The sequence below is a fragment of the Paenibacillus monticola genome (assembly GCF_009664975.1).
GTDB classification, from domain to species: domain Bacteria; phylum Bacillota; class Bacilli; order Paenibacillales; family Paenibacillaceae; genus Paenibacillus_AQ; species Paenibacillus_AQ monticola.
On the sequence record NZ_WJXB01000002.1, the window covers coordinates 16,459 to 33,554 of the forward strand.

Consider the following 17,096-nt stretch of genomic DNA (forward strand, 5'->3'; position numbering starts at 1 on the left):
TCCTCTTATCTGATATTAGTGATACTCAACTTTATTAGTTGAAGGTAGTTGTTCATTATTTGACTGATCTTCTCACGCTTCAACTTCCCGGTATTAAATTCACACACCAGAAGCAGAGACTCATCTTCTTCTTTGAAGTGGATCGCCAAATCATATACAGGAATAACTTTTCCTAAGTAACCTTCTTGATTGGTATAAAATAACCGTATTGAATGCTTTTGTTTCTCAGGTAGCACTGTATCTAATATAGTTTGAACACGCTCCCCCTCTTCTTCCTGCTGATTAGCAACCCATTGCTTAATTTCGGTGAAGAGTCCTGAGAATTGCGATAAATCGTGAATCCCGGATACCGCAGGCTGGCTCTCCCTTACCAACCCATTTGAGGATAAGACCAGATGTATCGGAATCTTTGGCTGATCTGTTGCCTCATGTAGCAAGTAAAGATACAAGGCCAGCATAATCATATGAATGTCCATCTTATTTTGAACACCTAATTGAGAGATACCTTCATATAGGTGGCCTTGAACCTGCAGATTCATTGTTTCCAGACCATGCTGATGTTTTGCATTCGTAATATAGTCAGCTGGAAAAGATAGACCTGCCAGTTCTGTCCTTAGGATCTGATATTTATCCTTACTGATAATAAGTTGAGCCAGACTGGCTATCGTTGTATTCGAGAAAATATCCGCAATGCTAACTTTATCAGGATGCAAAGCCTCTATTTCCTGATGCATTTTTACAACTTGAAGAGAGTTCCCGCCCAAATCAAAATAATTATCATGAACTCCTATATCATCCCGAACGAGTATCCTCTCCCAGATCCGGATCAACTCCTGTTCAGTCTGGCTGGAGGCTTTAATGAAAGAAGTGCTTAACAGCGTACGTTCTGCTTTCAAATTAGGCAGCGCCTTTACATCTGTTTTACCGTTGGCTGTAAGAGGAATGCTGGTTACTCTGAAAAAGGCGGCGGGCAGCATATAACTGGCTAAATATCCGGAAATAAACCGTTTAAGATTGTTAAGATCAATTTCCTGTACTGAAACATAATAAGCTGCCAGATATTTATGCTCATTCTCTTCTTCTTTGAGAACAACCACACAATCACTAATGGAGTCATATTGTTTTATCCATTGTTCAATCTCACCCAATTCAATCCTTAGTCCTCTTAATTTCACTTGATTATCTATCCTGCTGATAAACTCAATATTTCCGTCTGGGCGCCACTTCGCTAGATCCCCTGTCCGGTAGAGCTTGGAATGTTTTTGATACGGATTATCAATGAACCTCTCATTCGTCAAATCTGGCCGCTTTAAATAACCTTCAACTACTCCCTCTCCGCCAATGCACACTTCTCCGGGCACTCCTACAGGTACAATACGCAACTGTTGATCCAGTATATAAACACAGGTGTTTGAAACAGGCACTCCTATAGGAATGTTCTCTGTTCCGTTCCACTCATTTACTATGTAGTAGGTGCTGTATACTGTGCCTTCTGAAGGCCCATACAAATGAATAATTCTGTTAGGCCCCAAATACGCAAATGCTTTGTTAACATGGAACTGAGAAACCCGTTCTCCTCCAAAGAGAATCTTCTTAACATTTTTTAGGGCTTCAATCCTGGAATCGACCAGAGCATTAAATAATGCTGTTGTAATAAGGAAAATACTAATCTTCTCTTCCTGTATGATCTGAGATAGTTTGGGCATGTCCAATATCGTTTCTTTATCAATCATGACAAGTGCGGCTCCATTCAAGAGCGCTCCATAAATATCGAAAATTGAACCATCAAAAACATAATTGGATAGCTGCAGCATGGTATCTGTCGGTGTAATATGAATATAATTGGTGTTTTTTACCGTTCTGCTAACATTGAAGTGAGTGGTAAGGTTGCCTTTGGGCCTTCCAGTTGAACCTGATGTGAACATTACGAATGCTAACTGATCTGAGGTGTGATTGATTGCGATGTTGTGTTCAGCTTCGTTTCTCATGTCTTTCATAAGCTGATCTTGGATTACAATCCGTTCTCTGCATGAAAGAGGAATTTTATCCACATCCTTCTCATGTTTGAGAATAATTATTGTTGGAACAGAATCTTCAATAAGATCCGCTATTCTTCCTGCAGGAGAATCAAGATCAATAGGAACATAAGCACCTCCGGTTTTTAAAACAGCCAACATGATCGAGATCATTTCTGGAGAACGCTTCAGCATCAGTGCTACTCGCATATTTTTGCCGACCCCATGTTGCTGCAGCACTCTTGCTAATCGGTTAACCCGAGTGTTAAGTTCATGATATGACCATCGCTCTTGTTTGTAGATGAGCGCAATTCCCTCAGGCGTAAGTTCAACCTGCTCCTCAAATAACTGATCAAGTGTTTTCTCTTTCGGATATGGCTGAGGCGGCGGATTAAATTGATACAATATTTGCTTCTTTTCTTCAGCTGTTACCAGATTAATTTCACCCAACACGATATCCGGATTGTCTATTACTTGTTCAAGAATATTGGAAAAGTGTAGGGCTGTTCTCTTAATAGATTCCGGTTTAAAAAGTGCAGAGCAGTAATCAAAGATGAGCCGGATTCCACGTTCAGTTTCAATGGCAGCAATGGTTAAATCGAATTTGGATTGAGCATTCCCCAGATTGACAGTCTTGATATCAAGATCCTCCGCCCAAAGCTTCTGTTCAGACGCTTCCGTAGTTTGCAAATCAAAAGTTACATCAAACAGTGGATTCCTGCTCGTATCTCTTTGGATCTTCAGTTTGTCAACTAATTCTTCAAACGGAAAATCCTGATGATCAAAAGCAGCCAAGGTATTCCTCTTCACTTGCTCGAGAAATTTGCTGAAGGTGAGACTGACTTCCGGCTGGTTGTTCATAACCACCATGTTCACAAACATCCCCACAATGTCACGGGTTTCCTCGTAGCCTCTGCCGGCAGTTGGGGAACCTATGAGAATGTTTCTGTTTCCGGTATAATTCGCAAGCATTACATTTAAAGCAGCCAACAGCACCATATATAGAGTAGACGATGTCCGGTGTGCCAGTGCACGCAAATTTCTGGTCATGTCTACATCCAAATGATGTTCTATTGTATATCCTTCATAGCTTTGGACTGCCGGTCTGGGATAATCAGTAGGCAGCTCAAGCACAGGAATCTCGTTTGCAAATAATTGCAACCAATATCCCTCTTGATCTTTTAGCCAATTGTCCTTATGCAGCTTCTTCTGCCATACCGCATAATCCTTATATTGCAGCCGGAGAGGCTGAAGCTCTTCCTCCCGGTATAAGGCAAACAAATCATTCAGTAGGAGCTTCATGGACACCCCATCAGTGATAATATGATGAATATCCATGATCATATAATGCTCTGACGAACTTGAGCTGAATATCCCCACTCTTATCAATGAAGACTGTTTTAAATCAAATGCTTGAATAAAGTGGTGCAACGGAGCGAGATCCACAGCTTCATTCATTTCCCGAAACAGAATATCGTTCTGAACGTAAGGATGAATCCGCTGAACCAGTTGGCCATTGGCTATTTCAAAGGAGGTTCGTAAAGATTCATGCCTCTCTATCAGTCTTCTTATAGCTTTGGAGAACCTCTCTTTGTCAAGATGGCCTGTAAGTGATAATACAATGGGTACGTTATAATGGGTTCCCGCTTGTTTGAACTGATTAAGAATAAACATCCTGTTTTGCGCGGGAGAAGTCGGATAGACTTCTTGCTCCTCAGCTTCCAGCATTTCCGGAAAAATCGGCTGATCCGCACTTACAATTAATTTTGCGGTGTCCCTGACAGTTGAATTCGCAAAAAACTCACGTAATGAAATTCTGATCTTGAATTCCTTATTAATTTTCGTTAATAACACTGCTGCCGAGAGAGAATGCCCCCCTGAAGTAAAGAAATCATCGAGAACTCCTAACTTCCCCTTATTCAGTGTATTTTTAAAAAAAACAGCCACTTTCTCTTCGATAGAGCCTTCAGGTTCAATAAATTCTACCGAATCGGAGAATTCCAGGCCATCTCGTATTAAGCTGGTGACATCCACCTTGCCATTCGTAGTTAATGGTATGGAATCTACCTGATAAAACCGGGTAGGCAGCATATATTCAGGAAGATCGTGGGCCAGAAACTCTATAATTTCCTTAGTAGATAATGTATTCAGACATACTAAATATGCACACAACATTCTCTCATCCTGGTTATCTTTCCTGACGATCACTCTGGATTGTTTAATTCCTGAATGCTTCAAAAGCTGATGCTCGATTTCACTCGGTTCAATGCGGAAGCCTCTAATTTTCACTTGCTGGTCTTTTCGCCCAAGATATTCAAGAATGCCTCCAGGTAACCATCTGCAAAGATCCCCCGTTTTGTATAATCGTCCCGCTTCTGCATAGGGATCCTTAATAAAGTTGCTTGCATTTAATTCAGCTTGATTCGTGTACCCCCGGGCAACACCATCTCCACCTACATATAACTCCCCTATAGCTCCCTTTGGTTTCAGCCTGCCCGCCTCATCCATAACATAGGCCACTGAATTGCCAATAGGTGAACCGATTGGAATACGATCGGGATAATCTTCCTGAATATGAAAACAAGTTGAAAAGGTTGTATTCTCCGTAGGGCCATAACCATTAATAAGCTTGACTTCAGGACATTGCCTTCTTACCATTTGCACCTGTATATTCGATAGCACATCACCTCCGATAAACAAATACCTCAGTGCCGCAAACATCTCCGGGTGGTTTCTGGCATGCTGCGTAAACAAAGGCGAAGTAAGCCACATGATCGTGATCTTTTCACTTGTAAGCAAGTCCTCCAGTTTCTCAGTATCCAGTATCGTTTCCTTATCAACCAAATACAGAGTCAATCCGTTTAACAGGCTGCCCCAGAGTTCAAGCGTGGATGCATCAAATACAAAAGGGCTGGTTTGAATAAACCTGTCATTTGGCTGAAACTGTACATAATTGGTCTGTTTAACAAGCCGAACTACATTTTTATGTTCGATAAGTACCCCTTTGGGAAGGCCTGTTGATCCTGAAGTGTACATGATGTACAGCAAATCATCCGCTTGGTTTATCGTTTCAAGATTCTCTTGGGACTGTTCATATATTTCAAGATGGCCAGTTGTAATGCACTCGACATGAGCAGAATATTGGTTTAGGAGAGACTGCTCAGTAATCATCAGCTCCATACCGCTGTCTTTGATCATGAAGCGTACCCGTTCCTCTGGATATTGAGGGTCAATAGGGACGTACACACCGCCGGATTTGACAACGGCTATAATCGCTGCAACGGCTTCGAGTGAGCGCTCCATTAGAATCCCGACCGGTTTTGCGGATGAAATTCCTTTTGCATTCAAGTACCTAGCAATTTGATTGGACTTACTGTTCAAAAAACCATAGGACCATTGTTCACCTTCATACTGGAGCGCTGGATGATCAGGATAAAGGTCTGCAATTTGTTCAAATAACCGGTTTACCGGAGAAGTTGACGGATACTCTTGACGAGTATGATTAAAGACCTGAAGAATTTCCTGTTTCTCCTCTTCACTAATGATTTCAATCCCCGAGATGGGCAGTGCTGCTTGAAAAAGGGTAATTGACAAAAAGCGAATGAGATGTGAAGCAATTTGATCAATAGTGCTCTCCTGATAAATCTCAGCATTATAGTCTATATCAAACGTTATTGCCGCGTCCGATTTGTTGAATCGAAAAACCATATCGGCATTCCTGCCAGCGACCACCCCATAATTATGGATATTGTCCATAAGGATCACCGTGCGCAGTCGTGAATCCAGATTCAACTGATTAATCAACCATTCCAGTGACATGTTCTGATTTTCATCTGCAGAGGTAATAGTCTCTTTCGTTTGCAAGAACAAGTTCTGAAAGTTTAGACTCTGCAGATTATCCAGCTTTGTTCTGAGCAATAGTATGTTGTCGTTTAGACTCGAGTTAGTGCTTTGTTTAAACACAGGCATAGCGACAAGAATATCTTTCTCCCCTGAATAGGTATGGATCAAATACTTCAACCCTGAAACCAAAATCATAAAGATCCCGTATTCGGAGTTTTTAGTCATCCCGCAAAGTTTACTCACTAATTCTGGTGGGAATTCCTTGGAGCAAACTCTTTTGGTGTACTGATATTTAGATTTAGATTTACTGCCACCATCTGCTGGAAAACCGCTAATTGCAGAACAGTTCTTCAATTGCTCCTTCCAATAGATTTGTTCTTTCAAAAAGCTGCTTTGATTGGCCATTATGCTCACAGTTTGTTCACCTCCCATTAATCTACTAGGAAAAATCGATTTGCAACGTTCTATCCATCACGCTTTCAAGCCGTTGATAACCCTGCTCTGAATGGACTTCAATATCTTTGATAGGAATATTAATATCTTGTGTTATTGCGGTAAGGATCGATAAGTAGTCCTTAGACCACATATCAATCGTCTTCTCATTGAATAATTGCGTATTGAAGTTGAAGCACAAATTGATTCCGTTATCTTCTTTAAAGGCAAAGAGAGAACAATCGAACTTCGATGTATCGTGTCTTACGTAATAATTCTTTATATGAAGTCCTGGAATTCGGATCAATTCCGTCTCTGACTCTTGCCAGCTTAACAGTGTATCGAACAAAGCATTCTCCTCTGCATTTCTGGTGATTGCCAGTCGTTCAACCAATTGATCAAACGGATAATCCTGATGCTCAAACGCCTGCAGAACATTTTGCTTCACATCACTAAGGAACCTTCCAACTTCGATCTCATGATTCGGAAAATTGCGCAATACCAGTGTATTGACGAATAATCCTAGCATTTGATCCAACCCTGCGTGATGCCGTCCTGCCACGGCACAACCAACTAATATGTCCTCCTTGCCGGTTACTTTATGAAGAAGAATATAGTATCCTGCCAGTAACATCTGGAATAATGTTACCTTATTTTGCTGGGCAAACTTCTCCAATTGAAGGCTAAGCTGCTCTCCAAGCACATAAAACTTGCTTTTCCCATAATAACTCTGCATTTTCGACTTTGGATAATCTGTAGGCATATTTAACCGTGGAATATCCCCTTTCAGCTGGTCCAACCAATATTGCTCCTGCTGCTTCATTTCGTTAGAATGGGAAAATTCATTTTGCCAAACAGCGAAATCCTTATACTGAAGATTTATTGTCGTTAGTGACATATCTTGATATAAAACGGCAAACTCATGCATCATGATATCTGCTGATACACCATCGCATATAATATGATGCATATCTATGAGCAGAATGAAACGCTCTTCATCTACTCGCAACAATGCCACACGTATTAAAGGTGGCTCGTCCAAAACAAATGATTTAATACATTGCTTAATTGCAACATCCGGATCGGCAGAAGACACATCCATAAAGTTGACTTCAAATTCTACATTGTCGTGGATACGTTGGACAGGCTGGTTATCAACAACATGAAAGGAAGTTCGCAAAATCTCATGCCTATGAATTAATTGTTGAAAAACATGGTTTACTTTTACCACATCCAAGTTCCCGATTATCTCCAGACCGAATGGCGCATTATACAGAATTCCAGTCTCATCAAGCATACTTAGTGCGATCATCCGTCTCTGCACCATTGCAAGCGGGAAATGTCCCTCACTGTACACTGCTTCAGAAACTTGCGTAATACGCGGAATTGTGGAGCGTTCTGCTAGATCGATTATTCGAGATATCTTGTAAATGGACGGAGCATTAAATACGTCCACAACAGATAGCTTCACTCCAAGCTCTTTCTCAATTAATGAAATCAAAAGCATCGTTTTCAGTGAATCACCACCAGCATCAAAGAAATTCCTATGCACACTAATTGATTCAAGATTCAAGAGTTTATTCCATATTCCCCCTACCGTTTGCTCTGTAGCCGTGCCGGGAAGTTGTTCGCTTGGGTTGGCAACTTTGGGTAATTCCAAAAGAGTGAGAAGATTTTTATCCACCTTGCCATTAGGAGTTACAGGAAATTCACTAAGCTGTATCAGATGAAGCGGCACCATAAATGCTGGAAGTTGTGTGCCCAGAAACTCCTTCAATGCAATCGGATCGGATGTTGTACCAGAAATGAAGTATCCCATTAAGTAAGGAATTCCGTTAGGATCCTCTTTACATACAACTACAGCATCCTCTACTGCAGTATGTTTAATGAGTTGTGCCTCGATTTCTCCGAGCTCGACGCGATTGCCTCTAATCTTGACTTGTTGATCTATCCTGCCCAAAAATTCAATGCTTCCGTCCGGCGTCCAACGGGCCAAATCTCCGGTCTTATACAGCCTTTCTTGCACAGCGTAAGGATTCTGTATAAACTTGCTGGCAGTTAAATCAGGAAGATTGAGATATCCGACAGCTAGACTTTCTCCAGCAATGCAAAGCTCACCCGGTACACCAATCGGCGTTAGATGCATATCGCGGTCCAGAATGAATATTTGATTATTTGCAATCGGTTTACCTATCGGAATAACCTGATCAATACTTTCTACAAGATGACATGTTGTTACAACAGTGTTTTCTGTAGGGCCATAGTTATTAAATAATTGATAACGCTCAGGGATGAATTTTTTTAGCTTGTCACCACCAGTTAGCAGAATTCGTAATGATGTATTTCCATACCCTATGAACTGTTCACAAACTTGCGTCGGTAAGAAGCTTATCGTAATATGATGTTCTTCAAAATACTGATTCAACTTATGCATATTCAGCTTGAGATCCTCATCAATTACATGAATCGTCGAACCACTGAGGAGATAGGGGAATATCTCCCAGACAGAGGCATCAAACCCAAATCCTGCATACTTCACACTCTTATCCGCAGCTGTAATATTGAAGTAATTCTTATGCCAATAACTCAAGTTCACTAATGATTTGTGAGCTACCATGACTCCTTTGGGCTGACCAGAGGAACCAGAAGTATAGATGACATAAGCCAGATCATCAGCTTCACCCTTAACATCATGGTTCTGACAGTCTCCTCGGTAGATCGATGAATCATCAAGAATAATCACATCATTATCAAACGACAAGTTTTTACGGTATTTATTTTTGGTTAAAAGAAGTCTGACCGCACTGTTCTTTAGCATATACTCTATTCTGTCTGCCGGATAATCATGAGCAATGGGAAGATAAGCGCATCCCGCCTTCAGTACGCCAAGTATGCCAATTAACATTTCAACTGATGGCTCGGTCATAATCCCTACAATACTTGATTTATCTGGAGCAATTTCCCGAATCTTATGAGCCAACTGATTGGCTTTTCTATTTAATTCCGCGTAAGTCAAAACATTATCGTTAGAAAAAACTGCAACCTGATCCGGATGATGTTGCACCTGCTCTTCAAACAAGCCGACAACTGTTGCGTCATTAGGATAACTGACCTTAGTCTGGTTAAAGCTGAATAGCATATTTCTTTCTTGCTCGTTAACAAGCTCCATGTCTCCGATGCGTTCATCCAGATTTTCGGCAAATTGTTTGATTATATAAATGAAATGAGCCTGCATTCTATAGATCGTAGATAGGCTAAACAACGCTGTGCAGAAATTCATCAGGATACGAATTTCCTTGTCATTTCTCTCGATGGAGGTTACCAGGTCAAATTTGGCGGTTTGACTATCTACTTCCATTATTTTGAACGTTGTTCCATCTACATTAATCTCACTGTTGGCTTGTTCATTAAATGTGAGAATCGTATCAAATAGCGGACTCCGGCTAACATCTCTCCTTAAGCCCAGCTGTTCTACAAGGACATCGAAAGGATACTCTTGGTGTTCAAAAGCATCCAATACACCTTTCTTCACTTCCTCTAAAAATTCCCGGCAAGACAACTCCGATGTGGGTCTGTTTCTGAGCGGCAACGTATTCACAAACATGCCTACGATCCGTTGCAATGGCTCGATCATTCTACCTGAAGTTACAGTACCTACGATTATGTCATCTTGACTACTGTACTTTGCCAATAGAATATTGTATGCAGCCAGAAAAACCATGAATAAAGTGGATTCAGTTTCTGCAGCAATCCTGCTTAATTTCTGAACAAGCTCCGTATCCAGAACCACTTCCGCAGTATGACCCTTCTGGCTTTGAATAGCCGGCCTTGGATAATCCGTTGACAGCTGCAGCACGGGTAACTCTCCTTCAAATTGCTTTACCCAATAACTCTCACTAGCTTTGAATTGAGACCCTGCCATTACCGCATTTTGCCAATGAACATAATCCCTGTATTGATAGACCACAGGCGGTAAGTCTCGCCCAGCGTATAATTCAATCAATTCTTCGTAAAGTATTGAAAGAGATTTGCCATCGCAAATGATATGGTGCATATCCAAAATAAGGATTGACTTTTGTGGGTCTACAGTGATCAAGTTAGCTCTCAGGAGCGGAGAACTCTGTAAATCAAACGGCTTGATAAATGGTGTATGCCAGTCTTCGCCTAGACCGATCCCAGTTATAACCTCCGCTTCCTCGACAACTGCAATTTCCGGTTCCTCCAATTTTTGCATGAGAGCTCCATCAGACAGATGAAAGGATACTCTCAAGGATTCATGTCTGACCTGCAATGCCCTCAATGCTTTATGCAGCCGCTTCTTATCCAATGAACCTTCTGCCATGATCATACAAGGAATATTGTAATTGGTACTTTCTGGATAAAAACCGGACAAAGCATAGATTCTTCTTTGCGCTGGAGCCACTGGGAAATACGTGCTAGCTTGTGTCTTCACAATCGCAGGATAAGCTCCCGTTCTTTGGGTACCCTGAATTAGAGCCGCCAGTTTTTCAATCGTAGGATTAACGAATAAGCTGCGGAGTGAAACCGCTATGTTCAACTCCTTTTCAACTTTCGCCAACAATGATATTGCTTTTAAAGAGTGCCCTCCTAAATCAAAGAAGCTATCCAAAATACCAATTTTGTCAACAGCTAGTACCTCTTTCCAAATCCCTGCCAATATTTCTTCTGTTTTGTTCGTCGGCGCTTGATATTCACCCACTTGATAGGCAGAAAAATCCGGTTTGGGAAGTGCATTTCGATCAGCCTTACCATTACTACTTAGAGGAACACTATCAATGGATAGAATATATGCTGGAATCATATATTCAGGGATTGATGCCGCTAAGAAGGTTCGTACACTCCTCGCTTTTAGTTCACGTCTGACTACGATATACGCACAGAGACATTTTTCTCCAAGATGGTTATTACAATCAACAACTGTAGCATCAATGATATCGTCATGCTGAAGAAGCTGCCTTTCGATCTCTCCCAACTCAATCCGGTAACCTCTTATTTTTACTTGACTGTCGATTCTGCCCATATATTCAATTTCACCATTAGATAAGAATCTGGCGAGATCCCCGGAGCGATATAACCTTTCGTGAATTCCAGAGACGTAAATAAATTTCTCCGCAGTCAATTGATCGCGGTTTCTGTAGCCCCGTGCGACTCCCTCTCCTCCGATGCACAGCTCTCCAGGAATACCTATTGGAACCGGATGTAAGCTGCTATCCAAAATATAAGTTCTTACCGTCGGTATGGCTTTACCGATATTACTGACATTCGCATTTATCTCTTGGTCTCCGATTTCCTTATAGGTTACATGAACCGTCGTTTCCGTTATTCCGTACATATTAATCAGTTTGGTAGAGGGATACTTAACCTTCCAGAGCTTCAACAGCATAGGCTTTAATGTTTCCCCGCCAAAAATGACATATCGAATCCATAGGCGGATATCCGACATTCGCATCTCTTCATTAATCAGACTATAAAAAGCCGTTGGGGTTTGATTTAATACAGTAACTTTTTCCCGTTCCAGCATTTGAATAAACGCTCTTGTATCCTGAGCAATCAGCTTCGGGACAATAACCAGTTTCCCTCCATAGAGTAATGCCCCATACATCTCCCACACTGAGAAGTCAAAACAAAACGAATGAAACAGTGTCCAGACATCATGCTCATGAAAATCAAATTTCATCTTGTTATTCACCATAAGTCTGACAAGATTACGATGTTCAATCATTACACCCTTAGGTTTACCAGTCGTTCCAGATGTATAAATCATATAAATCAGATCATCCGGTTTATTCACCAAAGGAAGATTTGCTTCGTTGCCCGAATCTTCATCAAAAATATTGACAATGGTCCCTTCGAAAGAAATGTCCTCCATATATTCTTTCTGAGTTATCAAAATCTGCGCTCCGCTATCCTCCAGCATGAATCGAATCCGTTCCTGTGGATATGACGGTTCAATAGGTAAATATGCCCCTCCGGCTTTCAATATACCGAGGATCCCAATTACCATTTCTGGAGATCGTTCAAGCATGATGCCTACCATTTGATCTCTACAAACATGAAGTTCCCTTAACCGCCAGGCAAGACGATTGGCCCTGGAATTCAACTCGCGGTAAGTCAACTGAATCCCGTCAAAACTAATTGCGATATGATCCGGTGTTCTATTAACTTGCTCTTCAAACAACTGGACTGCAGTTTTCCCAACCGGATAATCCACGTCAAAATCCTGCTGATGTTGAAGCAATTGTTTCATTTCTTCATCGTCAAGGAATTGTAATTCCCCGATTTGCTTATTGGAATTTTTTGTTATATGATAGATCAAACGCATTAAATGTAAAATCATCCTTTTAATGTTATCTTTAGCGAACAGGCGGGTACAATACTCCAGGCGAAAATCGATACCGTCACCACGTTCTTCCGCCAGTAACGACAAATCAAATTTGGATACCTTATATTCAACGTCATAACCGGATATCTCTATATCATTAACTTTTAATTCTCTCTTGCTCTCATTCTCAAAGGCAACAAATACATCAAATAACGGATTTCTGCTTGCATCTCTTGTGAGATTAAGTGATTCGATAATATCTTCTAATGGATAATCTTGATTATGATAACTGTCCAACAATGTTTGTTTGGATTCTAGCAAATACTCTACAAATGTCTTATGTTTATCGGGAAAAGTTCGAACAGGCAGAGTATTGACAAACATCCCTAATACGCCCTGAATTTCTGGCCTGGATCTGCCGGCACTAACGGTTCCTACAATAATTTCTTCCTGTCCGCTGTATTTCGCCATCAACACACAGAAAGCACAATAAATGAGCATAAACATCGTTGTTTCGGTAGCGGCTGCCAAAGCTTTTAGATTTTCGTAATCAGCAGAGTGAATTGAAAAATGGACAAAATCTCCGTCAAAGCTTTGAATACTCGGTCTTCCATAATCCAGTGGCAAATTCAATGCTGGAATTTCTCCACCGAGATGATTTAACCAATATTGCTCTTTTTGTTTATACTCATCCGACAGCAAGTGCTGCCTTTGCCACTCAGTATAATCTTTGTACTGAACCGATAATCCAGGCAATTTTTCACCCGAGTATACATCGAAGAGCTCTTTTGTAAAAATACCGGTAGACACTCCGTCCCAGATAATATGATGCATATCAAGAAATAGAATATGTTTACAATTTGCCAACCGAATAACCATACCTCGCATAAGCGGTGCCTGCTCTAATTGGAAAGGTGTCACAAGTTCACTTAAGAAAACATTAACTTCTTTCTCAGTTCGATATTCCATATCTGCAAAGTCTAAATTAAATTTAACACTATCCCAGATTTTTTGAATAATATTACCTTCTTCATTTTCAAAAGAAGTCCTGAGTGCCTCATGTCTAAGAATCATTTTATGAATGGCCTCTTGCAATTCACTGATGTTCAGCGGACCTGATAAAAGCATCGCAAAGGGGCGATTATAGTTAATGCTCTCGTTATCATAGCTGCTTAGAGCATATATCCTTTTCTGTACTGATGAAGATGCATACTTGCCTGTCGGATGAGCTACAGTTTGAATACCGACAAATTCTTTGGATATAGTTGACTCTTCAATATATAGAGCTAATTCTTTTATTGTCGGGAGCTGAAACAGAGATCGCAGCGGAATCTCTACCGAAAAATGCTTATAAATGGCTGTAGTTAGCATTATTGCTTTGAGGGAATGACCTCCGATCTGAAAGAAATGATCATTCACTCCAATGTTTTTCACTTGCAGGATGGATTCCCATATCCGTGCTAATTCGCACTCTATTTCACTTTCCGGCATACTGAATTTTTCTTCCGGATGTAAGATAAATCCCGGTTCAGGAAGTTTATTACGATCGATTTTCCCATTAACTGTCAAAGGAATGCTGTCAATTTGTTGTAAATATGCCGGAATCATATACTCGGGCAATGCATTTTTTAGATAGCTTCGTAATTCCTCTGCCTCCACTCCATCTTCTGAAACATAATAGGCGCAGACTATTGATTCCTTATTATTTTGTATCTTTTGAATAACAATGGCCTCCGCAACTTTGGGATGAGACTGAAGTTTGCTTTTTATCTCTCCAAGCTCGACCCTGAAGCCGCGAATCTTAATTTGATCATCTATTCTACCTAGAAATTGTATAGTTCCATCAACAAGCCATCTGCCCAAGTCACCTGTACGATATATTTTCTCGTTACTCTGAAATGGGCTTGCTACGAAACGTTGTTCAGTCATTATTGCATCGTTGATATACCCGGATGAGATCCCTGCTCCGGATATATAAATTTCACCACATACACCAACAGGCAGCAGGTTCATACTCTTGTCAAGAATAAGAACTTTGGCATGGCTAATCGGTCTGCCCAGAACGGGTACACTCTTAAAATTATCAAATGCTGCAGATTCTATCTCCATTGCAACAGAACCTACTGTACATTCTGCTGGTCCGTAATGATTCATAAATCTTGTTTTTGGATATTTTTTATTAAATTTCTCAATATCTAATGCCTGAATCTCTTCACCGCCAAGCACTACAAGCTCAAGAGAGTTGCATGCTTCTGTTCTATAAAATTCACGGGAATAGAGAATCATACTCAGGTGAGACGGAGTGCCTTTGAAGAAAGTGATTTCGTTCATTCGAATATACTTGACTACCTCATTGGAATCCGAATAAGCCTCCTGTGACAACAAGTGTATTTGGCAGCCGGTTAGCAGGCCCGAATAAAAACTTGTATAACTTAAGTCATAGGCCAATGAAGATAAGATAACCGTCCGATCTGCTGAAGAGATCTTTGAGTACTGTTTGAACCAAGAGACATAATGAATTAGATTGCTGTGACTGACTTTCACTCCCTTTGGAACACCGGTTGTCCCTGAGGTAAAAATAACATAGGCGATGTCTTCAGCGCTTACAGTAGGGAATTCAATATCATAATTACGATCATATAACGGTTCCATATCTATTTCATTGAAACGTATCACCTTAGTTTCCGCCAACAATCCGTCTAGTGTCTCTGAGCCTGTTATAAGGAACTTGCAGCCGCATTGGTTCAGCATATTATTGACTCTATCTATCGGATGGGAAGGATCTATAGGTAGATAGGCTCCTCCCGCTTTCAGAACTCCTAATATTGCAACTACAGCTTCAATACCCGGTTGCACCCCGACACCGACAACAGAATTTTTTGTCACACCTGAAAGAATCAAGCTTTGGGCGATTAAATTCGATTTACGGCTGAGTTCCAGATAAGTCAACCGTTGATTCTCATAGACCACAGCTATGTTCGAGGGATAGGTTGAAGCCACCAGTTCAAAGCCATCATGAATGAGAGAATAGGGCTGACTATTTTCACTCGGCACCGGATTAAATTCATATAACAGTTTGGCTTTTTCTTTGTCTGTGACGATTCCGATCTCGCCGACACGAAGGTCCAAATTATCCACTGCAAGTTCCGCAATTCGTTCGAAATGCTCTAACGATTGCATGATCATATCGTGGCTGTACACCAAGTCGTTGTAGCTCACTTTGATTTCGATCTGCTCATGACCAGGTGTTACTACAATGTTGTAATCATAATTGGGATGTCCATAGACTTGGAGATCCGTAACCCAGAAATCAAAGGACTTATTATACAAACCGTCTCCCAGTGGGTAATTCTCAAATATAAAGGTGTGATTAATTAGTTCTTTATTTAAGCTTGTCCGGGATTGAATCTCGGGGAGCGATGCAAAGTCGTATTGCTGTGAAGCAAAGCTCTCCCCCCAGAACTGATGAATCAGATCTCTTATTGACATTGTGTCATCATAACGAACTCTGACCGGAATCGCATTAATGAACATTCCAACCATTCGCTCCATACCATCCATATCCGGATTTCTTCCCGATACAACCGTTGCAAAAACGGAGTCCTGAACACCATTGTATTTGTTGAGCAAGATGCCCCAGAGCATTTGAAGCAAGCTGCTTAAGGTCACACCGTTTTTCCTGGAGGTCTCCTCGAGTCTGGAAGACAAAACCGAACTAAACTTATAGAAAATCTGAGCTGCTTTGTACCCATTCACATTTTCAGCACCGGCATTTCCAGGAATGGTAACTGGTGTGCTGTACCCTGTGAGATATTTATCCCAATAAGAGTGGGCTTCAGCTGAATTTGTCCGTTCCAGCCATTTAATATGATTGCTGAAGGGAAGCGTATTTCTATGATGAATAGTCTTGCCTCGTTGCAATAACTTATAATTCCTTCTAAATGCCAGCAACAAGTTACCGAGGCTCCATCCATCCAGAATAATATGATGGAAATTCCATATAATCTCATACTTTGTCTCAGCGGTCTTAACAACAGTAATCCGCATAAGAGGTCCCCGGGTTAGATCAAAACCCCTCTTAATTTCCTTCTCTTTATTTTCTTTGATGAACAGTTGCTGTTGCTCCAGATTCCAAGTGGAAATATCCGCTAGCTCAACAGGAATCGATAAATCTTTCAGCACCACTTGGACTGTTTTTTTTACTTTTTTATATACAAATACAGTTCTAAGGATGTCATAATCTGAAACGAGTTGCCTAATAGACTGTTCAAAAAGTTCATAATTCAACGTACCTTCTACAGAGAAATGTAACTGTTGGAAATACGCATCATTCTCTTGATTAAGAATGTGATAGAACAGCATTCCTTCTTGCATGGGGGTAAGAAAATAAATGTCTTTTATATTATTATCAGTGCTCAAAATTTCCAACCTCCCAATCATATGTTAAGTAACAATCCTCTATG

Annotated in this window: 2 protein-coding genes; both read right to left on the bottom strand. The window is 40.8% G+C overall.

What is annotated here, in order from left to right; genetic code table 11:
• Positions 1-5: 5 nt before the first annotated feature.
• On the bottom strand, positions 6-6,263 hold the full coding sequence (locus GJB61_RS04630) for a non-ribosomal peptide synthetase (protein ID WP_229521544.1): 6,258 nt from the start codon (positions 6,261-6,263) through the stop codon (positions 6-8).
• Positions 6,264-6,297: 34 nt separating this feature from the next.
• The gene (locus GJB61_RS04635; RefSeq protein ID WP_154117324.1) at positions 6,298-17,073 is read right to left on the bottom strand and encodes a non-ribosomal peptide synthetase; all 10,776 of its coding nucleotides are present in this window, start codon (positions 17,071-17,073) and stop codon (positions 6,298-6,300) included.
• Between the last annotated feature and the right edge of the window lie 23 nt (positions 17,074-17,096).